The 23,794-nt window shown below is 67.5% G+C and carries 18 protein-coding genes and 1 pseudogene; 12 read left to right on the forward strand and 7 right to left on the reverse strand.

The features are described from left to right. Positions 1-206: 206 nt before the first annotated feature. Positions 207-4,757, forward strand: coding sequence for a hypothetical protein (locus ACFZCE_RS16630; protein WP_390940901.1), 4,551 nt, complete (start codon positions 207-209; stop codon positions 4,755-4,757). Between the two features lie 57 nt (positions 4,758-4,814). Here ACFZCE_RS16630 and ACFZCE_RS16635 read toward each other — a convergent pair whose 3' ends face one another. After that, a complete protein-coding gene (locus tag ACFZCE_RS16635) occupies positions 4,815-4,997 on the reverse strand; it encodes a DUF6026 family protein (RefSeq protein ID WP_390940903.1) in 183 nt (60 codons plus the stop codon). Between the two features lie 285 nt (positions 4,998-5,282). Between ACFZCE_RS16635 and gnd the strand changes: the two genes are divergently transcribed. The 6 genes from gnd (at position 5,283) to nudC (ending at position 12,300) form a co-directional block, all read left to right on the forward strand. Continuing rightward, positions 5,283-6,302: a phosphogluconate dehydrogenase (NAD(+)-dependent, decarboxylating) gene (gene gnd, locus ACFZCE_RS16640; protein ID WP_390941175.1), complete on the forward strand. Its 1,020-nt coding sequence runs from the start codon at positions 5,283-5,285 to the stop codon at positions 6,300-6,302. A gap of 68 nt (positions 6,303-6,370) precedes the next feature. Next, on the forward strand, positions 6,371-7,876 hold the full coding sequence (zwf, locus tag ACFZCE_RS16645) for a glucose-6-phosphate dehydrogenase (protein ID WP_390940905.1): 1,506 nt from the start codon (positions 6,371-6,373) through the stop codon (positions 7,874-7,876). Continuing rightward, positions 7,873-8,688, forward strand: a complete 816-nt coding sequence (locus ACFZCE_RS16650) for a Cof-type HAD-IIB family hydrolase (protein WP_390941177.1) — start codon at positions 7,873-7,875, stop codon at positions 8,686-8,688. Before zwf ends, ACFZCE_RS16650 begins: the two co-directional genes overlap by 4 nt. A gap of 34 nt (positions 8,689-8,722) precedes the next feature. Then, the gene (locus ACFZCE_RS16655; RefSeq protein WP_390940907.1) at positions 8,723-10,555 is read left to right on the forward strand and encodes a glycoside hydrolase family 15 protein; all 1,833 of its coding nucleotides are present in this window, start codon (positions 8,723-8,725) and stop codon (positions 10,553-10,555) included. Between the two features lie 83 nt (positions 10,556-10,638). Then, positions 10,639-11,451 carry a crotonase/enoyl-CoA hydratase family protein gene (locus ACFZCE_RS16660; protein ID WP_390940909.1) on the forward strand — a complete coding sequence of 271 codons (813 nt, stop codon included), beginning with the start codon at positions 10,639-10,641 and terminating at the stop codon, positions 11,449-11,451. 18 nt (positions 11,452-11,469) lie between these two features. Then, positions 11,470-12,300 carry an NAD(+) diphosphatase gene (nudC, locus tag ACFZCE_RS16665; protein ID WP_390940911.1) on the forward strand — a complete coding sequence of 277 codons (831 nt, stop codon included), beginning with the start codon at positions 11,470-11,472 and terminating at the stop codon, positions 12,298-12,300. Here the strand turns inward: nudC and ACFZCE_RS16670 are convergent. Continuing rightward, positions 12,268-13,047: a TSUP family transporter gene (locus tag ACFZCE_RS16670; protein ID WP_390940913.1), complete on the reverse strand. Its 780-nt coding sequence runs from the start codon at positions 13,045-13,047 to the stop codon at positions 12,268-12,270. The two genes, nudC and ACFZCE_RS16670, sit on opposite strands and share 33 nt — an antisense overlap. A gap of 358 nt (positions 13,048-13,405) precedes the next feature. Between ACFZCE_RS16670 and ACFZCE_RS16675 the strand changes: the two genes are divergently transcribed. Then, positions 13,406-14,137 carry a class II aldolase/adducin family protein gene (locus ACFZCE_RS16675; RefSeq protein ID WP_390940915.1) on the forward strand — a complete coding sequence of 244 codons (732 nt, stop codon included), beginning with the start codon at positions 13,406-13,408 and terminating at the stop codon, positions 14,135-14,137. 6 nt (positions 14,138-14,143) lie between these two features. Here the strand turns inward: ACFZCE_RS16675 and ACFZCE_RS16680 are convergent, their stop codons facing one another. Genes ACFZCE_RS16680 through ACFZCE_RS16695 form a run of 4 tightly spaced genes read right to left on the reverse strand, consistent with a single transcriptional unit; the run spans position 14,144 to position 17,823 of the window. Continuing rightward, positions 14,144-14,377 (reverse strand): YheU family protein, encoded by a 234-nt coding sequence (locus ACFZCE_RS16680; RefSeq protein WP_390940917.1) that lies wholly within the window; start codon positions 14,375-14,377, stop codon positions 14,144-14,146. A 35-nt stretch (positions 14,378-14,412) separates the two neighbouring features. Then, complete coding sequence (locus tag ACFZCE_RS16685) at positions 14,413-15,204, reverse strand: amidohydrolase family protein (protein ID WP_390940919.1); 792 nt, start codon at positions 15,202-15,204, stop codon at positions 14,413-14,415. Positions 15,205-15,214: 10 nt separating this feature from the next. Beyond that, positions 15,215-16,579: a TIGR00366 family protein gene (locus ACFZCE_RS16690; RefSeq protein WP_390940921.1), complete on the reverse strand. Its 1,365-nt coding sequence runs from the start codon at positions 16,577-16,579 to the stop codon at positions 15,215-15,217. Positions 16,580-16,638: 59 nt separating this feature from the next. Further along, positions 16,639-17,823 carry a CoA transferase gene (locus tag ACFZCE_RS16695; protein ID WP_390940923.1) on the reverse strand — a complete coding sequence of 395 codons (1,185 nt, stop codon included), beginning with the start codon at positions 17,821-17,823 and terminating at the stop codon, positions 16,639-16,641. A 244-nt stretch (positions 17,824-18,067) separates the two neighbouring features. On the opposite strand from ACFZCE_RS16695, the pseudogene ACFZCE_RS16700 reads away from it, so the two are divergent. The 3 genes and pseudogenes from ACFZCE_RS16700 to ACFZCE_RS16710 form a co-directional block, all read left to right on the forward strand. After that, positions 18,068-18,850 (forward strand): annotated as a pseudogene (locus tag ACFZCE_RS16700) (MCP four helix bundle domain-containing protein); the annotation flags it as partial. Continuing rightward, entirely contained in the window at positions 18,845-19,708 is an 864-nt protein-coding gene (locus tag ACFZCE_RS16705) for a methyl-accepting chemotaxis protein (protein ID WP_390941179.1), read from the forward strand. The pseudogene ACFZCE_RS16700 and the gene ACFZCE_RS16705, both read left to right, overlap by 6 nt. Before the next feature lie 323 nt (positions 19,709-20,031). Then, a complete protein-coding gene (locus ACFZCE_RS16710) occupies positions 20,032-20,943 on the forward strand; it encodes an RHS repeat-associated core domain-containing protein (protein WP_390940925.1) in 912 nt (303 codons plus the stop codon). A gap of 6 nt (positions 20,944-20,949) precedes the next feature. On the opposite strand, the gene ACFZCE_RS16715 is transcribed toward ACFZCE_RS16710, so the two are convergent. Then, positions 20,950-21,261 (reverse strand): hypothetical protein, encoded by a 312-nt coding sequence (locus ACFZCE_RS16715; RefSeq protein WP_390940927.1) that lies wholly within the window; start codon positions 21,259-21,261, stop codon positions 20,950-20,952. Positions 21,262-21,495: 234 nt separating this feature from the next. Here ACFZCE_RS16715 and katG point away from each other — a divergent pair, with 234 nt between their 5' ends. Continuing rightward, positions 21,496-23,742: a catalase/peroxidase HPI gene (gene katG, locus ACFZCE_RS16720; RefSeq protein WP_390940929.1), complete on the forward strand. Its 2,247-nt coding sequence runs from the start codon at positions 21,496-21,498 to the stop codon at positions 23,740-23,742. Positions 23,743-23,794 lie beyond the last annotated feature (52 nt).

Consider the following 23,794-nt stretch of genomic DNA (forward strand, 5'->3'; position numbering starts at 1 on the left):
CCCAAATAAATCAATGACTTACACAGATCTGGTGGGAGGCCGTGGTCCGGCACTCCGGCTGTGCCGGGCGATAGGCCCTGATGCTCGTGCACAAGATCAGCAGCCTACGCCGGGCCAAGCCCCCTCAGGGAAAACCACAAATACCTATCACCCCGCGCACACGCGGCAAGGCTTGAATGCGGGCCCTTTCACCCAAGGCCCAGCCCATGTACGACACCTTATCGATCCTCCCCGAAGTCACCCGCCGCGCCACCCTGGCCGGCGCCGTCGGCCGGCGCTTTGCCGGGCGCCCTACGCTGTATGGTACTGCCGCCCGGCTGCTGCAGGCCGAGCTCGACGCCGACTACCCCGAGCACACCCTGAGCGTGGCCGGCCTGTCCCTGGCCATCCCGCAATACCGCGACAACGACCCCGCGCAGTTTGAAGGCTATGCCTGCAGCGGCTTGCCCTGGGTGCTGATCGACCGCTATATCCAGGCGATGACCTTCAACCTGGTGGAGGGCTTCCACTTCGTCACCGACCAGGCCGGTGCCGAAACCCCACGGCAGTTGGCGCTGCACATGGTCGACCTGGAGCGCTGGCTGGATGCCTGGGGTGACCGCCTGATGGGCGAGTTTGCCCAAGAGTTGCTGGCGTTCTGGAACCGCCATGACAGCCAGGGCGTGAGCCAGTGGGCCTGGCTGGCCGAGCACCTGCGCGAAGAGGCCCGCGCCGCCGTGGCGGTGGCCGAGCGCGCGGGCCAGGTGCAGGCCGATAAGGCCCAGGCGTTTATCGCCCTGGCCCAGCGCGACCAGGCGTTGCCGGCCGGTGCGGGGTTTCTCGAAGTGGCGACGGCGAGCATCCTGCCGGGCCTGCCGCCTGAGTTGAACCCGTGCCTGGCCTTGGCCTTGCACGGCGAAGCCGGGCCGTGGCTGAGCTGGTCGCCGGTCGCCGGGTTTGCCCGCCACCCCAGCAGCGAAGCGCTGTGCCTGTACCTGGCCGGCTACCTTGGCGAGGCGGTCTTCGCGGCGCAACCGCAGCTATCCCTGCAGGCGCCGTTGGGCGATACCTTCGAGGCCATGGCGCGGCGCTTGCTCGAGCAGCAGATCAGCCAGTTGCCGCTGCTGCGCGAAGCCCTGTTGCACAGTTCGGCGGGTGGCCCCGACCTGGCCACCGGCTGCGAACTGCTCACCAGCCTGGCAGACCTCGACTCGCAGCAAGCCTCGACCGCCGGGCAACTGATCAACGCCCAGTTGCCCGGCTGGTTGCAGGGCGCCTCGTTGCACGACAAACGCCACTTCGCTGCCGGCCTCGGCCAACTGGCGCTGGGCCAGGCGGCCGGCACGGTGCAGGGCATGCTCGCCGGGTTGCAGCCGATCGAAGCCTTCGCTGCCGAGCGCCTCGCCCAGCAGATGCGCCACGACCACCCGCTGGGCCCCTGGCCGGCACTCGAGGACGTAGACATTCAATTGCTGACCGTGCCCAACGCCTTGCTCAACATCGTCAACGCGGGCGATTCCGACCTGCAGGTACGCCACTTCGGCTGGGTTGAGTTGGCGCTCACCAACCTTGCCAGCCGCCCCGGTGGCAACCTTGCCGTCAGCCCGGCGGCAGGCGCCGAGTTGCCCGCCTGGTGCGATGCCGATGAAGTGCAGCGGCTGGTCCAGGCGGTGGATGCCGGCAGTACCTACCTGGCCTACTTGCGTGAGCACTTGCTGGCGAGTACCGAGGAAGGCGCCGGCCGGCGCAGCGCGTTTGCCAGCCAGGTGCAAGTGCAGTTACCCCACGCGGCACTGCGGCTGAAGTTACAGCAAGAAGCCGGCTTTACCGAGGCCGGGGTGCAGCGGCTGCGCCACGCCAGCCTGCCGTGGCCAGACAGCGCCGCCGGCGCGGTACTTTGCCGGGTGGCGCTGCAGGCCCAGCCCGGCGCCGCGCTGGACGTGGTGCGCGGGGTGTACCTGTTCGCCCCGCTCGACGGCAGCGACGGGCCACGGGTGCTGTACACCCCGCTGGCCCGGCAGGTGCTGCGCGAGTTTCCTGACCTGCACGCGCTGGACACCGCCGTGCGCCAGGAGCCCGCCTTGCGTGAGCAGGTGCTGGCCTGGCTGGCGGACGATGTGCGCGCCCGCTATACCGCGGGCGGGCTGGACGAGCCCCACATCGTACGCTTTGGCCAAGGCAGCGAGTTTGCGCCGCTGCCGGTGCCGGGCCCGGCGGCACTGCGTGAGCAGCGCATCGATGGCGACTGGCCCGGGGTGGTGTACGACGAGTGTGTGCAGGCGCTGCTCAGCGTGGCCGACCGGCAGTCGGTGTCCAATGAAGAGAATCGCTGGCTGTCGTACAGCCAACTCGGCTGGGTGTTGTTCAACAGCCTGCTGCCGGTGCTCAGTGGCCCCATCGCCACGGCCGGGTGGATGCTGCAGGCCTTCGAAGTGCTCGGCGAAGCCCTGCGGGCCGAGGCGGACCCGCAGCCGGCCAGCCGCGAAGCGGCCTTCACCGATCTGCTGTTCAACCTGGCGTTCTTCGTGTTCGCCGAGGCCCTGCACGTGCCCGGCAAGTGGGGCCGCCCACCCGAAGCCAGCGCGGCGCCGGCCGGCACCCTGCCGGCGCCGCGCTGGGCCGCCGCCAGCCTGTTTGCCCAGCAGCCCAATAGCCCCTTGGTGCTGGGCTGGAGCGAGGCGCTTGGGCAATTGCCGGCCGAGCGGCGCAACGCCTTGCTGGCCATGCAGGTGCCGGCGCCGGCGGCGGAGCCGGCCCCCAGCGGCCCGGCCCAGGGCCTGGTGCTGGACGGTAACCGGCTGTTGGCGCCGTTGGCCGAAGGCTGGTTCGAGGTGGCGCTCGGTGAGCGCCCCGGGCAGGGGCAAATCGTCGACCCCGCCCAGCCGGATGGCCCGGGCCCGGCGGTCAGCCGCGATGAGGCGGGGCGCTGGCGCCTGGACCTCGGCCTGCGCCTACGTGGCGGGCAGGTGCGCGCAGGCGGCGAGGGCAGGGCCAGGGTGGCGCGGTTCCAGGCCGAACTGACTGCCTGGATCGACCGCGCCAAACAGCAAACCCAGCAGATGATCTTCACTTATGAGTTGATCAACCGCACCCTGGCCGGTACCCACCCGGACCGCCTGGAGCAAGCCAACCGCTTGCGCGAGAACTACCATGGCCGCGCCCAGCAGGCGATTGCGGGCACCGACGCGATCGAGCAGCAACTGCTGAGCGTCAACCGTGAGGTGGTGGTGCCGCGCTACGTTGAGCGGCTGGCCTCGATCAAGCAGGCACGCATCGCGCTGCTGCTGGACATCGCCCGCAACCGCCAGTTGCAGGTGGTGGAGCACACCTTGCTGCGCCGCGAAGCGCATCCGGCCGATTACACCGAAACCCTCGACGATGCCAGTTACCTGGAGTACCTGCGCAGCACCGCGCAGTGGCTGGATGAGCTCATACAGGTCAACGACCGCCTCGACGCCGAAAGCGAGGCCTTGGGGCAACTGCCTGGCGATGGGCCGAAGCATCGTGATGCCTTGCTCGATGACATCGCCTCGCTGCCCAATACCTTGGACTGGCGGTGGTCGCGGTTGCAGATCTGGGGCAACCTGGGGCTCAAGGAAGTCATCGACGCTGGCGCCGCGGCCGGGCCAGTGCGCAATTATTTGATTCAGGCCCGTGAAACGGTGCACCGCTTCAATGAGTTGCTCGATGAGTTATCCGGCCGCAACGCTCCGGGCAGTGCACCGCCAGGCTGGGCAGAGGCCGCGGCGCGGCTCGAAACCCTCGCTGGCGAATTGGCGGGCGCCGAGGACGGCCTGGCCTTTACCCGTGAGGGTGAGGCCAGCCTGGCCGAGGCGCCCTGGTTGGGCAAGCTCATCACGGAGTTGGCGGCGCTGCGCGGCGAGGTCGAGGCGCAACTGGCCAGCGTGCTTGACAGTGACCTGCGTGCCCGCCGCCTGCAGCGCAAACAGCAGCGCAAAAGCAGCCGCCGCGCGCACAAGGTGGCCAGCCAACCCGGGCGCCGCCCAGGCCAGAGCAGTGGCGCCCGGCCCGGCACCAGTGGCGAGGCGCCGGCCCCCGAGGTCAGCCGCGAGCCGGTCGAAGCCGCCGAAGCGCTGGCGCGGCTGCAGTTGGCACCGCGCACCCACGAACTGGCCGCCATGGTTCGTGACGCTGAGCGCCAGTTGGCGGCCGCGCCGGGCTTGATCAGCCGCGCCCAGCGCTGGCTCAGCGCCGAGCGCATCGCCGTGGAGATGGAAGAGCTGCTGACCGGCCCGGCGCAATCACTGGAGGCGCTGGCCGAGAGGATCGACCAGGCCGTGGGCCGCAGCAATGAAACCGACGTCGCCACCGAGGCCGGTTCGGCCGAGCGCCTGGCCCTGGCGATGAACAACCAGGCGGCGCAGCTGCGCGAGGAGGGCAAGCGGCTGCGCGTGGCCACCTACCTGATGGGCAAGCCCACCGCCGCGGCGCTGCAGTACCTCAGTGCGCTCGGTGAAGCGCGGCTGGGCGCCGCCGGCCCGGCCCGGCCACTGGGGCGCAAAAGCGAAGGGGAGCAACTGCGCGAGGCGGTGATCAGCGACGCTCAGGGCCAGCCGTTGTGGTACGCGCACTTTCATTACGACAACAGCGGGCGCCTGCTGGCCGCCCACCTGAAAACCGAAGCGCAACGCTTTGACGGCCTGAACCTGCAGCGCCAGCAGGCCAGCGCCGGCCAGCAGGTCACGGCCATCTACCGCGGGCGCCTGCCCGAGGCGGTGGTGCGCGAGCTGTTCCCCGGCGCGCTGACTGCCCAGTAACGACGAAGCCGCGCCACCCCTGGGGGATGGCGCGGCTTCGTTTGCCAGCGGCCGGGCTTAGGCGATACGCGCCTGGCCCTGGTAGGCGAGCACTTCACGCTGGGCTTGCACCAGCAGCGCGGTCAGGTGAGCGACCTCGGCGGCCAGCGCGTCGCGCTGGTCCTTGAGTTCGTTCAGCTCGTCGCGGCGAACGGAAACATACAGGGTTTGCGGAATGTTTGCGGCTACTACGGTTCCCATGGTGCACCTCAAAGCGCAGAGGGTGGTGTTAGACGGCCTTGGCCGTGGGTTTTGCCTTACAGCAATCAACCTGGCTGCTACCGTTGTCGGGGCGGATAATGATTTCTTTAGGGCGCGTTGGGAACTTTTTTATTTTTCAGGGTCCGCGTGCCTTTTCGGTTTTTTCCCGCAAGTGCCCGTGCGGCGTGGTTTTCGTGGCGCCAACCGTTTGTCGGCTGGTGCTGGCGCAGGTTTCACGAAACCTTCGAAAGCGCACTCGGACTAACGAACATCCGCTGCTCTGCGATAAGCTGTCAGGGCTTTTTCTTATTTCTTGGAGTTACCGGCATGCAATTGGGAATCGTGGGACTGGGTCGCATGGGTGGCAATATTTCGCGACGCCTCATGCGCGGCGGTCATAGCACGGTGGTATTCGACCGCAGCGAGCAAGCGGTCCAGGCACTGGCGGGCGATGGTGCCCAGCCGGCCAAGGACCTTGCCGACCTGGTCGCCCAACTGGAACGGCCGCGGGCGGTGTGGGTGATGCTCCCCGCCGGCGCGCCGACCGAAGAAACCATCCACGCGCTCGCCAGCCTGCTCGAGCCGGACGATGTGATCATCGATGGCGGCAACACGATGTACAAAGATGACATCCGCCGCGCCAAGGCCCTGGCCGAGCAGCAGCTGCACTACGTCGACGTCGGCACCTCCGGCGGCGTGTGGGGCCTGGAGCGCGGCTTCTGCATGATGATCGGCGCTGAAACCGAAGTGTTCGAACGCCTCGACCCGCTGTTCGCCACCCTCGCCCCAGGTGTAGGCGACATCCCCCGCACCAAGGGCCGCGAAGGCGAGCACTCGCGCGCCGAGCATGGCTACATCCATGCCGGCCCGGTGGGTTCGGGGCACTTCGTCAAGATGATCCACAACGGCATCGAGTACGGCATGATGCAGGCCTTCGCCGAAGGCTTCGATATCCTCAAGACCAAAGACAGCGAGCAACTGCCCGAAGACCAGCGCCTGGCGCTGAACATGGGCGACATCGCCGAGGTCTGGCGCCGCGGCAGCGTGGTGTCGTCGTGGCTGCTTGATCTGACCGCCGACGCCCTGGTCGGCGACCCGGACCTGGCCAACTACTCCGGTTCGGTCAGCGACAGCGGTGAAGGCCGCTGGACCATCGACGCCGCCGTCGAGCAAGCGGTGCCAGCACCGGTGCTGGCCGCGTCGTTGTTCGCGCGCTTCCGTTCCCGCCAGGACGCCACCTACGGCGACAAGATGCTCTCGGCCATGCGCTTCGGCTTTGGCGGCCACATCGAGGTCAAGAAGTAACAGCACACAGCAGCGCCCCGGCCATCGCGGCCGGGGCGTGGTGTTCCCGTTCAGATCGAGGTAGCGCAATGAAGCGAGGCAAATCCAAGGTCGACCCGGCTCCCCCTTCCACCCTGTTCCTGTTCGGCGCCCACGGCGACCTGGTCAAGCGGTTGCTGATGCCAGCAGTGTACAACCTGGCCCGCGACGGGCTGCTCGATGACAACCTGCACATCGTTGGGGTTGACCACAACCAGGTCGGCGACGCCGAGTTCGCCCAGCGCCTGCACGATTTCATCCTCGAACAGGCCCGCGCGAAAAACCCCGACACCGCCGGCAACGCCATCGACCCCGCGGTCTGGGGCAAGCTGGCCGAGCGCATCAGTTACCTCACCGGTGACTTCACCGACGACGAAACCTACCAGGCCATCGGCCGCAAGATTCAGGAAACCGGCACCGGCAACGCGGTGTTCTACCTGGCCACCTCGCCGCGGTTCTTCCGCGAAGTGTCGCGCCGGCTGGGCCGCGCCGGGCTGCTGTACGAGCGCCCGGAAGCCTACCGCCGGGTGGTGGTGGAAAAACCCTTTGGCCACGACCTGCCCTCGGCCGAGGCGCTGAACCGCGACCTGCTGCAAGACATGAGCGAGGCGCAGATCTACCGCATCGACCATTACCTGGGTAAGGAAACGGTGCAGAACATCATGACCAGCCGCTTCTCCAACGGGATTTTCGAAGCGTTCTGGAACAACCACTACATCGACCACGTGCAGATCACCGCCGCCGAAACGGTGGGGGTCGAAACCCGTGGCAGCTTTTACGACAGCACCGGCGCCCTGCGCGACATGGTCCCGAACCACCTGTTCCAGTTGCTGGCGATGGTCGCCATGGAACCGCCGGCGGCGTTTGGCGCCGACGCGGTGCGCGGTGAAAAAGCCAAGGTGATCGCCTCGATCCGCCCCTGGAGCAAGGAAGAAGCCCGGGCCAACTCGGTGCGCGCCCAGTACGCCAACAACGGCAAGCTGGCCAGCTACCGCGAAGAGCCCAAGGTCGAGCCCGACAGCCGCACCGAAACCTACGTGGCGCTGAAGGTGATGGTCGACAACTGGCGTTGGGTTGGCGTGCCGTTCTACCTGCGCACCGGCAAGCGCCTGGGCGTGCGCGACACCGAGATCGCCATTTGCTTCAAGCCGGCGCCCTATGCGCAGTTCCGTGACACCGAGGTAGACCGGCTCAAGCCCAACTACCTGACCATCCAGATCCAGCCCAACGAAGGCATGTACTTCGACCTGCAGGCCAAGCGCCCAGGCCAGGCGCTGGTGATGGAAGATGTCAAACTCGGCTTTGCCTACAAAGACTACTTCCAGATGGCGCCGTCGACCGGCTACGAAACCCTCATTTACGACTGCCTGACCGGCGACCAGACGCTGTTCCAGCGCGCCGACAACATCGAGAACGGCTGGCGCGTGGTGCAGCCGTTCCTCGATGCCTGGGCCGAGGGCGGCGAGGTGCACGAGTACCCGGCCGGCAGCGAGGGCCCCGATGCCGCCGACCAGTTGCTGGCCCGTGACGGGCGCAAATGGCAGCCGCTCGGATGAGCGGCGGGCCGCTGCGCCTGGTACTCAGCGACATGGACGGCACCCTGCTGATGCCCGACCACAGCATCAGCGAACCGGTGCGCGCGGCGATTGCCCAGCTGCGCGCCGCCGGCTGCCACTTCAGCCTGGCCAGCAGCCGCCCGCCGCGGGCGATGCGCGCCCAGGTGCAGGCGCTGGGCATCGACGACGTCGCCACCGCCGCCTTCAACGGCGGCACCCTGGTCAACCCCGACGGCAGCTACCTGCTGCGCCACTTCATCGCCCCCCAGGCGCTGCGCACCGCCCTGGCGCTGTTTGCCCAGCACCCAGTGGCGGTGTGGCTGTTCGCCGATGACCAGTGGCTGGTGACCGAACTGGGCGCCGCCTACCTGGAAAAAGAACACACCACCCTCGGCTACGGCCCGACCCAGGTGCCGAGCTTCGAGCCGTACCTGGAGCGGGCCGACAAGCTGGTGGCCACCTGCGCCGACTTCGCCCTGCTCGAACGCCTGGAAGGCGAGGCCCAGCAGGCCTTGCAAGGCCAGGCCCTGGCCGCTCGTTCCCAGGCCTATTACCTCGACGTTACCGCCTTGGCGGCGAACAAGGGCGATGCCCTGGCCAGCCTGGCCGAGCACTTGAACATCCCGCTGGGGCAAACCGCCGCCCTCGGCGACGGCCACAACGACGTGGCGATGTTCCGCCGCGCCGGCCTCGGCATTGCCATGGGCCAGGCCAGCGACGCGGTCAAGGCCGAAGCCGGCGCGGTGACCGCCAGCAACACCGAACACGGTGTTGCCCGGGCCATCGAGCGCCTGATCCTGCCGAGGGTGTGACTGCATTTTAAAAAAACCAGAGGTACCCGCCTGCATGCCTGCTCTGATCGAAGACTATGCCTTGATCGGCAATTGCCGCACCGCTGCCCTGATCGACAAAACCGGCTCACTGGACTGGCTGTGCTTTCCGCGCTTCGATGGCCCGGCGTGCTTTGCCGCGTTGCTGGGCGATGAAGACAACGGCCGCTGGCGCATCGGCCCGGCCGGTGAGGCCACGGTGGCCCGGCAGTACCGCGAAGACACGCTGATCCTCGAAACCACCTTCAGCACCGCCACGGGCCGCGCGCTGCTGATCGACTGCATGCCGGTGGGCCACAGCCAGAACAGCGTGGTGCGCATCGTGGTTGGGCTGGACGGCGAGGTGCCGATGGCCATGGACCTGACCATGCGCTTCGACTACGGCAGTAGCATCCCCTGGGTCGAGCAGCCGCGCGAGCGGGTGCTCAGCGCCGTGGCCGGGCCCGAGCGGCTGGTGCTGTACAGCGCCAAGGAACTCGAAGCCCGCGACCACCACACCACCAGCCAATTCACCGTGCGCCCCGGCGACCGCCTGGTGTTCACCCTCAGCCACCAGAATTCCACCCTGCCGCTGGCCGAGGCGTTCGACGCCGAACAGGCGCTTCAGCACAGCGAGCAGTACTGGCGCGAATTCGCCGGGCGCTGCCCCGACCTGGGCCGCTTCACCGCCCAGGTGAAGCGCTCGCTGCTGACCCTCAAGGCCCTGACCTACCAGCCCAGCGGCGGCATCGTCGCCGCCGCCACCACCTCGCTGCCGGAAAGCCTGGGCGGTGAGCGCAACTGGGATTACCGCTTCTGCTGGCTGCGCGACGCCACCATGACCTTGCTCGCCTTCACCAACCTGGGCTACCTCGAGGAAGCCAGCGCCTGGCGCGAATGGCTGCTGCGCTCGGTGGCCGGCAGCCCCGAGCAGATGCAGATCATGTACGGCCTGGGCGGCGAGCGCCGGCTGCCGGAGTATCAGCTGGATTGGCTGGCCGGCTACGCCGGCTCGCGCCCGGTGCGCATCGGCAACGCCGCCTCCACGCAAACCCAGCTCGACGTGTACGGCGAGGTGGCCGATGCCATGAGCCAGGCGATTCGCGGCGGCATGCCGCGCCACCCGCGCAGCGCCTCGGTGTTCCGCTTGATCATGCGCTACCTCGAAACCGCTTGGCGCAAGCCCGACGAAGGCATCTGGGAAATCCGCGCCGAGCCGCGCCAGTTCGTGCATTCGAAGGTCATGGCCTGGGTCGCCTTCGACCGCGCCGCCAACCTGGCCGACCAGGCCACCGAGGAAGGCCAGCAGATGAGCCTGCACTACCGCGCGGTGGCCGATGAAATCCACGCCCAGGTCTGCGCCCAGGGCTTCAACGCGCAGCGTGGCCACTTTGTGCAAAGCTACGGCGGCGATGAGGTCGACGCCAGCCTGCTGCAGATCGGCCTGACCGGCTTCTTGCCGGCCGATGACTCGCGCTTCGTCGCCACCGTGGCGGCGATCGAGCAGCAGTTGGTGCAGGGCGGGCTGGTGCTGCGCTATCGCTCCCATGAAGTGGACGACGGCCTCACCCCGGGCGAGGGCACCTTCCTGGTGTGCACTTTCTGGCTGGCCGACGTATACGCGCTGCTGGGCCGCAAAGGCGATGCCGAGGCGCTGTTCTTGCGGCTGGCCGGGCTGTGCAACGACGTCGGCCTGCTGGCTGAACAGTACGACCCGCTGAGCCAGCGCATGCTGGGTAACTTCCCGCAGGCGTTCAGCCACATCGGCATCATCAACACCGCGCTGAACCTGCACCGCGCTGAGTGCCCGGCCCAGGCCCGCGCCCAACGCAGCGAGCCGGCCGCGCCGGCACAGCAGCGGGCTTCTTGAGTTTGGCGCTTTCGCCACGGCCCGGCCGGGCCCGCCGGGGCTATCATGGCCCGGCCGTTCGCCCATGAGCCCAGGAGTGTTTTATGCAGGCCTACCATGCCCTTGATGTGCAGTACGACGGCGCCATCGCCGTGGTGCGGCTGAACCGCCCAGACAAACGCAACGCCCTCGACCAGCCGTTCTGGGACGAGCTGCCACGGTTGTTCCAGGCCCTGGACGACAACGACGCGGTGCGCGTGGTGGTGCTCGGCGCCCATGGCGAGCACTTCTGCGCCGGCATCGACCTGGCCTTGCTCGGCCAGGTGGCAACCCAACTGGGCCACGACGTGGCGCGCAACGCGCGGCTGTTACGCCGGCAGATTCTGCGCTTCCAGGCGGCCTTCAGCGCCGTGGCCGCGTGCGCCAAGCCGGTGCTGGCGGCGGTCAGTGGCCATTGCCTGGGTGCTGGCGTCGACCTGCTGGCGGCCTGCGACCTGCGCTACTGCAGCAGCAGCGCGCGCTTCAGCATCAAGGAGGTCGACATGGGCATGGCCGCCGACGTTGGCACCCTTCAGCGGCTGCCGCGGATCGTCGGCGAAGGCCGCTTGCGCGAATGGGCCTACACTGGCTGCACGGTCGAGCCGGCCGAGGCGCTGGCCGCCGGGCTGGTCAACCGGGTGTACGGCAGTGACGCCGAGCTGCAGGCCGGCGTCTTTGCCATTGCCCGCAGCATCGCCGCGAAATCACCGCTGGCCGTGCAGGGCAGCAAGCGCATGCTCGACTACATGCGCGACCACCGTATCGACGAGGGCCTTGAATACGTCGCGAGCTGGAACGCCGCGATGCTTCAGGGCGCAGACCTCAAGCAAGCGCTGCTGGCGGCCATGAACCGCCAGCCAGCGGTTTTCGACGATTGACCGTGAAGGATGCCAAGCATGGCTGAAGGCTGGATAACCGCGGTGCTCGGCACCGCCGCCGAAGGTGGCCTGGCGGTCGCGCGCTCGGCGCAGGGCTTTATGTTCAACCCACAGGGCGCGCTGTTCTCCCGCGATTGGCTGAAGGGGCTGGGCCTGCCGCTGCTGTTCGAGCACGGCATCGGCCACCTCGACGGCCAGCCGGTGTACCTGCTCGAGTTCGACGGCACGGTGCAGGTAGAAGGCTGCCAGTGGCAGGGCCTGCGCCAGTTCATGCTGCAGCCGGAGTTCGAGCACTTCCGCCTGCTGGCCTACGCCGCGCAGATCGGCACCTGGGCCCGCGAGCACCGCTTTTGCGGCAGCTGCGGGCGGGCCACCACGCAGGTGCCGGGCGAACGGGCGATGTACTGCAGTGTGTGCGAGCTGCGCGCCTACCCACGGATTTCACCGAGCATGATCGTGCTGGTCACCCGTGGCGACGAGGTGCTGCTGGCGCGCTCGCCGCGGTTTGTGGCGAACGTTTACAGCACCCTGGCCGGCTTTGCCGAGCCGGGTGAGTCCGCTGAAGACTGCCTGGTGCGCGAGGTGTTCGAAGAGGTGGGCGTGGCGGTGCGCAACATCCAGTACGTGGCCAGCCAGTGCTGGCCGTTCCCGCACTCGATGATGCTGGGCTTTCACGCCGAGTACGCCGGTGGCGAGATTGTGCCGCAGCCCGACGAGATCGAAGACGCCCAGTGGTTCAACGTGCGCGCGCTGCCGGCGCTGCCCGCCGGGCGCTCGATCGCCCGCTACCTGATCGACCTCTACGTGGCGCGCCGCCTAGGCCTGGCCGAACCAGTGCTGCCACGCTAGGCGCGCGGTCAGCACCAGCACCACGCAGATGAACACCGGGCGAATGAACTTGGCCCCGCCACCGATCGCGGTGCGGGCGCCGAAGAACGCCCCGGCCATCACGCACACGCCCATGCTCAGGCCAATCAGCCAATCCACCGAGCCGCTGGCGATGAACACCGCCAGCGCCGCGGCATTGCTGACGAAGTTCATGCTGCGCGCCACGCCGCTGGCGCGGACCAGGTCCACCGGGTACAGCAGCAGTGTGCTGACCGTCCAGAACGCCCCGGTGCCGGGGCCCGCCACCCCGTCGTAAAACCCCAGGCCCAGCCCTTGGGGGATCTGCCGGCGCTTGGCGATCGGTGCGTCGGCGTCCAGCGGCGCCTTCGGCGTGCCACCGAACAGCACGTACAGCGCACAGGCGAAGACGATCACCGGCAGCATTCGGTTGAGCCACTCGGCCGGCAGGTAATGGGCCGTGCCGGCGCCAAGCAGCGCGCCGGCCAGGGTGCACCAGAAGGCGCGTTTCCAGTGCTTGGGGCGAAACAGTTTGCGCCGGTAGAACTGCACGCTGGCGGTGGCCGCGCCAAAGGTCGAGCTGAGCTTGTTGGTGCCCAGCACCAGGTGCGGCGGCAGCCCGGCGGTGAGCAAGGCCGGCGTGGTGAGCAGGCCACCACCGCCGGCGATGGCATCGATGAAACCGGCAAGGAACGCCACGGCGGCGAGAATCGCCAGCGTGGTGGGGGCAACGCTGAGGTCGAAAGGCATGGGCAGGCAGGGCAGGTGGGGGCAAAGGCGGCGATCATAGCGCTAAATTGAGGGTGATGAGCGCTGATTTCTTAGGTGGTTTTACCAAGCGCACGGGCTGACTGGCCCTTCGCCCGGCACAGCCGGCCTCCCACTAGGCTTGTGTAAGTATTTGATTTAGTTGTAAATATAGAATCCGTGGGAGGCCGGCTGTGCCGGGCGAAGGGCCCTCAAGCCCCCCGCAAGCCGTCAAGCCCAACCGCGGCGCTTGCATAGGCCCATCCTAATCACCCCCCCAAGATCGCCTAATTGACGCCACCGCCCACCGCGCCGATCCTGAGTGCACTCAACGCCGTGCCACGCCCCAAGGAGTGCCCCCATGGGCTTATCCCACGAAGAACAGATCCGCATCGACCTGGCCGCGACCTTTCGCATCATCGCCCACGTGGGCATGCACGAAGCGGTGGCCAACCACTTCAGCGCCGCGGTCTCGGCCGACGGCAAGCAGTTTTTGCTGAACCCGAAGTGGAAGCACTTCTCGCGCATCCGCGCCAGCGACCTGCTGCTGCTCAACGCCGATGACCCAGCCGGCGCCGACCGCCCCGACGTCGACTCCACCGCCTGGGCGATCCACGGGCAGATCCACCAGCGCCTGCCCGAGGTGCGCGTGGTGCTGCACCTGCACCCGGTGTACACCACCGCGGTGGCGTGCCTGGCCAACCCGCACATTCCGCCGATCGACCAGAACACCGCGCGCTACTTCAACCGCGTGGCGATCGACGAGATGTACGGCGGCATGGCCGACACCGACGCCGAGGGCGCGCGCCTGGCCGCCTTGCTGCAGGGCAAAAGCCGCTTGCTGATGGGCAACCACGGGGTGATGGTCACCGCGCCCACCGTGGGCGAGGCCTTCGACGACATCTGGACCCTCGAGCGGGCCTGCCAGATCCTCGTCACGGCGTGGTCCACCGGCCAGCCGGTGAAGGTGTTGTCGGATGAAGTGGCGGAAAAAACCGCGCGCGGCTGGGAAGGCATTACCGACTTCTCGCAGCGGCACTTCGAAGAGATGAAAGAACTGATGATCCAGATGGACCCATCCGTACTGGACTAAGCCCGCTTACAGCCCGGCCAGCAGCTCGCGCGGCACATCGTGCTTGGCGAGCAGCTGGCACTGCTGGCTTTCGCCGTCGAACACAATGAACGCCTGGCCCTTGGCCAGGGCCTGGCGCACCCGCAGCACGCGGGTTTGCAGTGGGGTTTCATCGCCGTTGTCGGTGCCGTCACGGGTGACGAAATCTTCGATCAAGCGGGTCAGGGTGTCGGGTTCGAGGGCATCAAAGGGAATGATCATGGCGCCGATGGTACCGCACCTGGCGCCCAGGCACATCAAGCCCAGCCGTACAGCCGCGCGGGGTTATCCACCAGCACCCGGCGCAGCCCGCCAGCCCCCACCCAATCCCCCAGCAGCGCCAGCAGGCCGGCGGTGTCGGCGTGGCCGTGCTCGGTCACGTGGGGCCAGTCGCTGCCCCACACCACCCGCTCCGGCGCCAGTTCGGCAAAGGCCTGGGCCACCGCGCTGGCATCCGGGTAGGCCGGCGCGCCCACCGCGGTGTTGAGGTAGGCACCGCTCAGCTTGACCCAGGCCTGGCCGGCGTCGATCCGCTCGGCGATAAAGCGGAACAGCGGGTGCCGCGTGCCTTGCGCCGGCGGCAGCCGGCCAAGGTGGTCGAACACCACCGGCAGCGGCAGCCGGGCGATCAACGCCTGGGCATCGAGTGCCTGCTCCGGGCCCAGGTGCAATTGCACATGCCAGCCCAGCTCGGCGATGCGCGCCGCCAGCGGCTCGAGCATGCCCAGGCTGACCACGGCGTTGCCCGGGTTCCACAGGCTGAAGCGCACCCCACGGATGCCGCCGGCATGCAACTGCTGTAGCTCGGCGTCGCTGACCTCGGGGGTGAGCACCGCGATGCCGCGGGCCTGGCCCTTGAATTGGGCGATGGCGTCGAGGGTGCAGCGGTTATCGGTGCCGTAGTTTTTCGGCTGCACGATCACCGCCCGGGCCAGGCCCAGCGGCTGCGCCAGCGCCTGGTAGGTGGCGGCGCTGAACGCCGCCTCGCCGCCGAAGCGCGGGTCCATGATGTGCAAGTGGGCGTCGCAGGCGTTCGGCGGCAATTGCATGGCGTTCCCCTCAAACCAGCCAGAGCAGGGCGGCGCCGTAGGCCACGGCGGCCACCAGGAAGGTGACGAAGGTATACCCCAGCACGCGCTGCAGGCCTACCCCGGCCATCGCCACCAAGGGCGCGGCCCAGAACGGCTGGAGCATGTTCGACACCTGCTCGCCCATGGCCACGGCCATGGTGGTGGCCGCCAGCGAGGCGTGCAGCTCGACCGCCGCCGGGATCGCGAACGGCCCTTGCACTGCCCAGTGGCCGCCGCCGCTGGGGATCAAGAAGGTCACCAGCAGCGAGCACACGTAGCTCCAGAACGGCAGGGTTTGCGCGGTGGAAATCGCCACGAAGCCCTTGGCGATCACCGCCGGCAACCCGGAGGCCTCCATGATGCCCATGATCCCGCCGTACAGCGGATACTGCAGCATCATCGAGCCACTTTGCTTGGCCGCGGCCTTGACCGCGTCAGCGTAGGCCAGCGGGCTGCCGTGCAGGAGGATGCCCAGGGTGAACATCACCACGATCACCCCGTTGACCCCCGACAGCGACAAATGCCCGAACGCGGCATACACCACCACGCCGATGCCCAGCGCGCCCATCAGCAGGCTGCCAAGTGGCGAGTGCTCGAGGTGCTGGGCAAAGCTGCGGGCGCCCTGGGGCTTGGCCCGCGGGGTCGGGTCGGGGTGGCGGCTGATGTCCAGGGCGATCACGTCTTCATCGCGCGGGCGCAGCGCGGCCAGCACAAACGGCATGGCCACCAGCATGAACAGGGTCGGCACCAGGTTGAACGGCACGAACACCATCTCGCCCAGGCTCAGCACCTGGCCGGTGATCTTCTGCACCACGTTCATCGGGCTGCCGGGGGTGGTTTGCGCAAGCACGATCGAACTCGACACGCCGCCGGCCCACACCACCCAACCGGAGAACCCCGCCGCCACCAGCCAGGCGAAATCCACCCGCATGCGCTTGGCGATTTCCCGCGCCAACAGCGCCGACAGCACCAGGCCGAAGCCCCAGTTGAAGAACGAGGTGATCGCCACGCAGAGAAACAACAGCGCCGCCGCCTGGTTAGGCGTGCGCGCCAGCGCCACCACCCGGGTGAAGCCGCGCTGGATCAACGGCGCGTGGGCCAGGGCGTGGCCCAGCACCAGCACCAGGGTGATCTGCAGGGCAAAGCCGAAGATGTTGCAAAAGCCCTTGAACCAGCCGTTGAACATGGCGTCGATGGAGGCCTGCGGGGCCACCAGCCAAGACGCCGCGGTGACCAGCACGGTGATGAAGATCGCCAGCACGAACGGGTCGGGAATGGTCCGTTCGAACAGGCTGATGGTGCCCTCGGTAAAGCGGGTGCGCAGGCTGCGCGGCGCGGCCAGTGAGTGGTTCATCGGGTGTTCCCTGATTGTTGTGATTGTGGGAAAAACAGTGGTTGCGCAGGGGCCTCTGGCTAGAGCACCGCCCCCTGCGCCCTCAGCGCCGCCAACTGCTCGGCGCTGAAGCCATATTCGGCCAGCACCTGGTCGGAATCGGCGCCGAACACCGGCGCGGCGAACGGCGCCGGCCCCGGCGTGCGGCTGAATTCGACCGCCCGGGTAAAGCCGCGATAGCTGCCCACCACCGGGTGCTGGTAGTCGGTCACCAGTGCCTCGGCCTGGCATTGCGGGAAGTCGAACATGTCTTCCACCCGCCGCGCCGCCGCGCAAGGCACTGCCTCGCCGAAGTGCGCTTCCCAGCCCAGCGCGCTGCGCGCTTGCAGCGCCTGGTGCAGTTGCGGGATCAGCAGGTCTTTATTCTCCGCGCGCTTGCGCACGCTGTCGAAGCGTTCGTCCAAGGCCAGCTCGCCCAGGCCGGTCAGTTCGCAGAGGGCCTTCCAGAAGTGCGGGGTGTTGGCCGAGATGTACAGGTAACCCTCGCCGGTGGGGTGGAGGCCAGTGATGCCGCCCGAACGCATGTCGCGGTCCAGCGCGCGGGGTTCACTGGCGGCCCACACCAGCCGCGCCGACTGCATCGCCAGGGCGCTGCGCAGCAGCGACACACCCACCTCCTGGCCCAGCCCGGTGCGCTCGCGCTCGTACAGCGCCGAGCTCACCCCGCCGGCGACCATCGCCGCGGCGTAGTAATCGACCACCGAGCCGTAGAGGATCTCCGGCGCGCCGCCAGCGCTGGCCTGGGCCGCGCACATGCCGGTCATGGTCTGCAGTACCTGGTCGTAGCCGGCTTTGTCTTTGAGTGGGCCGCGGCTGCCGTAGCCGGTGACGTTGCAGTAGATCAACCGCGGGTTGATCGCCTTGAGGTCTTCATAGGCGATGCCCAGGCGCGCCGGCACGGCGGGGCGGAAGTTGTGCACCAGCACGTCGGCTTCGCGCACCAGCGCCAGCAGCGCATCGCGCCCGCCCGGGGTTTTCAGGTCCAGCGCCACGCCTTGCTTGCTGCGGTTCACGCCGAGAAAGGCTCGGCTTTCACTGGCCAGGGTCGAGGGGTACTTGCGCAGGTTGTCGCCGGCCGGCGGCTCGATCTTGATCACCCGCGCGCCTTGGTCGGCCAGCAGCGAGCAGCCATAGGGGCCGGCGATGTAGGCACTGAGGTCGAGGACGGTGATGCCGGCCAGGGGGCCGGAAGAGGGCTGGTGCATGGGGGGCTCCCGAATTCTTGTTGTCGCGGCCCGTTACGCCGCGCGTGAAACCATTCTGGGAAGGTTGAGTGCTGAATAAAATGCCTTTTTAGTGGCTTTAGAGTGTAGAAAAAATGGATTGTTAGGTGCGCAGTGGGAAACTGCAGTACCGCCCCTCAAGCCCAGCGCCGGTGCGCCGATACCCCGGTTGAAGGCCCGCCCCGCGCGGTGGGCCGCCCCGTGCCCTTTTGCCGAGTACCCACCCATGGCCTGGCTCTCCCACTTGAAACTCAAAACAAAACTGTTGGTCGCCTTTTGCCTGTGTGCGCTGATCACCGTGGTGGTAGGCCTGCTGGGCCAGTTCGGCATCAGCCGGCTGAACAGCCAGGTCGACACCCTGCTCAACGACAACCTGATGTCGGTGGTCAAGACCGACTCGGTCAAGGCCAACGCCATCGCTACCAACCGCGACTTTTACCGCGCCCTGGCGCTGGCGGCGTTGAAGGCTGAGCCGCAACTGATGGACGACACGCTCAAATCCCTCAAGGACAACCAGGCCGAGGCCGAGCGGGACTTCCGCGTGTACCGCGCGACCCCACTGGAAGCCGATGAGCGCGCCGCCGGTGATGCCTTCGAGCAGGATTGGCCGGCGTACATCAGCGCGCTGGACCAAGCCATCGCCACGGCCCGCGCCGGTAACCTCGACCAGGCCCGCGACCAGGCGCTGAACGTGGCCACGCCGGCCTACCGCAAGGCCATCGGCGAGCTGAAGATCATGATCGACTCGAACAGCCGCCAGGCCCGTGAAGCCGGGGCGCTGGCGGTGCAAACCAACAGCGAAGTGACCTGGACCCTGGCCATCGGCGCGTTGATCGCGGTGTGCTGCGCCATCGGCCTGGGGCTGATCGTCACCGGCATGATCACCCGGCCGTTGCAGCAGGCGGTGGCGTCTGCCCAGCGGGTGGCCAGCGGTGACCTGACCCAGGCCATCGCGGTGCGCGGCAGCGATGAAACCGGGCAGTTGCTCAGCGCCCTGGCGGGCATGCAGGCGAGCCTGAAAACCACCGTCACGCAGATCGCCAGCGCCTCCGAGCAACTGGCCAGCGCCGCTGAAGAACTGACCGCCGTGACCGACGACAGCAGCCGCGGGCTGGTGCGCCAGAACGATGAAATCCAGCAAGCCGCCACCGCCGTGAACGAAATGACCGCCGCCGTCGAAGAAGTGGCGCGCAACGCCTCGAGCACCTCGCAGGTGAGCGCCGACACCGCCAGCCAGGCCCAGGGCGGCCAGCGCCAAGTGCAGGAAGCGGTGAGCGCGATGAGCAGCATGAGCCACGAGATCGACGCCTCTACCGCCCAGGTGGGCGCGCTGGCCGAGCAGGTGCGGGACATCGGCAAGGTGCTCGACGTGATCCGCGCGATTGCCGAGCAGACCAACCTGCTGGCGCTCAACGCCGCCATCGAGGCGGCCCGCGCCGGTGAGCAGGGCCGTGGCTTCGCCGTGGTGGCCGATGAGGTGCGCGCCCTGGCGCACCGCACCCAGGCCTCCACCGGCGAGATCGAGACCATGATCAACGCCGTGCGCAGCGGCGCCGACCACGCCGTGCAGGCCATGGGCAAAAGCCAGGCGCTGGCGCAAAGCACCCTGGCCCTGGCCAGCGAAGCCGGCCAGGCGCTGGAGCGCATCAGCAGCGGCGTGTCGCAGATCAACGAGCGCAATCTGGTGATCGCCAGCGCCGCCGAGGAACAAGCCGCGGTGGCCCGGGAAGTGGACCGTAACCTGGTGAACATCCAGGACCTCTCCACCCAGACCGCCGCCGGCGCCAACCAGACCAGCGCCTCGAGCCAGGAGCTGTCGCGGCTGGCGGCGTCGTTCAATAGCCTGGTGCGGCGTTTTACTGTGTAAGGCTGGCCGGCCCTTCGCCCGGCACAGCCGTAATGCTGTTCACTTAAGCAATCAGAGCGCTAAATCGGGGGTGAAAAGCCCTAATGACTTCAGGTGGTTTTACTGAGCGCATGACCTGACTGGCCCATCGCCCGGCACAGCCGGCCTCCCACCAGATTTGTGTAAGCCATTGATTTTTGCAGCAACACAGACCCCGTGGGAGGCCGGCTGTGCCGGGCGAAGGGCCCTTGCGCTCAGGCACACACGCCTACCCCTCAACATCACTAGGTCCCCTGGCCGGCCACGGCAGATATGCTCAGTGCACCGCAACGGGAGCATTCAGCATGTTGATCCAGACTGACACCACACGCACGGTGCTAGGCACTTTCGCCAACGGGCGCGCGGCACTGCCGGTTACGCCCTGGGGCTATGTGCATGGGCAGCGCAGCGGGCCGGGCTTGCAGGGTGAGTGGTTGGAGGGCGGGGGGCGTTACCTGTTGGGTAACGGCTACCGGGCATTGCTCGGTACGCTCGGGCGCTTCAATGCTCCAGACAACCTCAGCCCGTTCGGCGCGGGCGGAATCAATGCCTATGCTTTTTGTCGCGCCGACCCCGTGAACAGGGTGGACCCTTCAGGGCACGTGCACGGGTTGGCCCAGGCGGTATTGGCGCCATTCGAGGCGCTGATGCAAAACCACCTGATTGCTGAGGAGCTGGCATCCTGGCTGGACCCCAAGGCAATGGTTGCGCTGAAGAACACTTCCCGAACGGTGAGAACCGCGATCACCGGAACTGCTCGATTCAAGAAACTGGGGCGCGCCGCAGCGGCTCTTGGGCAGGACATGCCCTCTGTCGCTGAGCAATACATGGGAATCATCGGGACAGAGTTTTATCGGCCCCCTCGCCGCAGCCCGGGCGTGATGCATGATGTGTTTTCCCATGGCAGCGTGCCTGAGCGTGCCAGCCTGATGCTCACTGGAGAGAGCAAGGCAGACCACCGGCGCAGGATGCCGAATTTGGCGGGCATGAGTGATCGGGATCAAGCGCAACGCATGAGTCGATTCTATGGTGCGGCAGGTGATGTTCCGCCTGATTGGGCTTGGGCCCAATCGGCAATCGATCGGGCATTACCGCCAAACTTTACAGGCGATTATCAGCCTACAGGGCTGCAAGTGCGGGCGTTGATGGATACGACGCGTCAAGTCGCGCGGCAGGTCAGTGATCCGTTCTTTTGGGTCAGGAATGGGCTCAGGTAATGCTGTTCACTTAAGCCATTTCACGGCTCCATTGAAGGGGTCAATCTGTGAGCTTTGCTGATTGTGTGCGTGAGCTGCCGGGCGATGGGCCGCTCCAGGTACCCCCGCATAAACCACCCCACCGCCCACAGCGCAAGCCCCACCCACACCAGCACCACCGCCGCCGCCACCCAGCGCCGTGGCGGGGTTGAAGCGCAGCCAGGCCTCTTGCACGATGACTTCGGCCTGGGCGCGGTCGCCAGTGATTTTCGCCGCATAGCCGACCAGTTCGCGGCGCAGGCCGAGAAACGTGTGCAGGTGAGCGGGCGGGGTGGGCATGGCGGTAGGGGCGGTAATAGCAAAACGCCGAGTGCCAGGAGAGTGATAACGGTTTGCAATTACTGCGCGTCGGCCTCAGGAGGCCGGTTGATAGCCCGCCCCTATCCCCCTGATCAATCCATCCAATAACCCCCTCGCGCCACCGGGCTAAGCTTCACCAAGCCCATCCACAATAAAAAGGGCGCGCCGGCCCAGCGAAGGCCCGCCACCTGATGACGACCGAGGGAACCTCCAATGGCAAGCGAATCGAAATGCCCGTTCAACCACGCCGCCGGCAGCGGCACCCGTAACCACGACTGGTGGCCGAAGCGCCTGGACCTGAAATTCCTCCACCAGCACTCCGCGCTGTCCGACCCGCTCGGCGCTGATTTCGACTACGCCAAGGCCTACAAAAGCCTCGACCTCGAAGCGGTCAAGCAAGACCTGCGCGCGCTGATGACCGACTCCCAGCCTTGGTGGCCGGCGGACTTCGGCCACTATGGGCCGCTGTTCATCCGCATGGCCTGGCACAGCGCCGGCACCTACCGCATCGCCGACGGCCGCGGTGGCGCCGGCGCCGGGCAGCAGCGTTTCGCCCCGCTCAACAGTTGGCCGGATAACGTCAGCCTCGATAAAGCCCGGCGCTTGATCTGGCCGATCAAGCAGAAGTACGGGCAGAAAATCTCCTGGGCGGATTTGATCATCCTCACCGGCAACATCGCGCTGGAAACCATGGGCTTCAAGACCTTCGGCTTCTCCGGCGGCCGCCCCGACACCTGGGAGCCGGACGACTCGGTGTACTGGGGCAACGAAAAAACCTGGCTGGGCGGCGATGTGCGCTACGGCAAGAGCGGCGACGGCCCGCTGGTGGCCGAGCCCGAGCTGCACGGCAGCGAGCAGAGCCGTAACAGCGCGCCCGGCCGCGACCTGGAAAACCCCCTCGCCGCTGTGCAGATGGGCTTGATCTACGTGAACCCCGAAGGCCCTGACGGCAACCCCGACCCGGTCGCCTCGGGCAAGGACATCCGCGAAACCTTCGGCCGCATGGCCATGAACGATGAAGAAACCGTGGCGTTGATCGCCGGCGGCCACGCCTTCGGCAAAACCCATGGCGCCGGCCCGGCCACCGCGGTGGGCGCCGAGCCAGAAGCCGCCGGGCTGGAGGAACAGGGCCTGGGCTGGCGCAGCAGCCATGGCAGCGGGGTGGGCGGCGATGCCATCACCAGCGGCCTGGAGGTGACCTGGACCAGCACCCCCACCCAGTGGAGCAACGGTTACCTGACCAACCTGTTCCAGTTCGACTGGGAGCTGTTCAAAAGCCCCGCCGGTGCCCACCAATGGCGGCCGAAAAACAACGGCGGCGCCGGCACCGTGCCGGATGCCCACGACCCCGCCAAAACCCACCAGCCGACCATGCTCACCTCGGACCTGGCGCTGCGCTTCGACCCGATCTACGAGCCGATTGCCCGGCGCTTCAAAGACAACCCCGAACAACTGGCCGATGCCTTTGCCCGTGCCTGGTTCAAGCTCACCCACCGCGACATGGGCCCGCTGGCGCGCTACCTGGGGCCCGACACCCCGGCCGAGGAACTGCTCTGGCAAGACCCATTGCCCAAAGCCAGCGGCGCGCCGATCGACAGCAGCGATGTGGCCACCCTGAAAACCCAGGTGCTTGCCTGTGGTGTGCCACCGGCACAGCTGATTGCCGCGGCCTGGGCCTCGGCCTCGACCTTCCGCGGTTCGGACAAACGCGGCGGCGCCAACGGCGCGCGGCTGCGCCTGGCGCCGCAGAAGTTCTGGCAAGCCAACCAGCCCGAGCAGTTGGCCAGCGTGCTGGCGGCGCTCGAGCAGGTGCAAGCGCGCTTCAACGTCGGTGGGGCTAAGCAGGTGTCGCTGGCGGATCTGATCGTGCTGGCCGGCAGCGCCGCGGTGGAGCAGGCCGCCCAGGCTGGCGGCCACCAGGTGGTGGTGCCGTTCAGCCCGGGCCGGGTCGATGCCAGCCAGGAACAGACCGACGTCGAAGCCTTCGCCGTGCTCGAGCCGCTGGCCGATGGTTTCAGGAACTACAGCAAGGGCCATTACGGCGAGATGACCGAAGCGCTGTTGATCGACAAGGCCAACCTGCTGACCCTCACCGCGCCGGAACTCACCGCGCTGGTCGGCGGCCTGCGCGTGCTTGGTGGCAACTACGGCGGCAGCGAGGAGGGGGTGTTCACCCAGCGCCCGGGGGTGCTCAGCAATGACTTCTTCGTGCACCTGCTGGACATGAACACCGAGTGGAAGCCCACTTCCGCCGCGCGCGAGGGGTTCACCGGCCATGACCGCGCCAGCGGCGCGCAAAAATGGACCGCCAGCCGCATCGACCTGCTGTTCGGCTCGCACTCGCAGTTGCGCGCGGTGAGCGAGGTGTATGGCAGCAGCGATGGCGAGGCGGGGTTCGTCAAGGCGTTCGTGGCGGCCTGGGCCAAGGTGATGGACCTGGATCGGTTTGATTTGCGCTAGGGGCGGCTGGCCCCTCGCCCGGCACAGCCGTAATGCTGTTCACTTAAGCAAT

The organism is Pseudomonas sp. NPDC007930 (genome assembly GCF_042958985.1).
Classification (GTDB): domain Bacteria; phylum Pseudomonadota; class Gammaproteobacteria; order Pseudomonadales; family Pseudomonadaceae; genus Aquipseudomonas.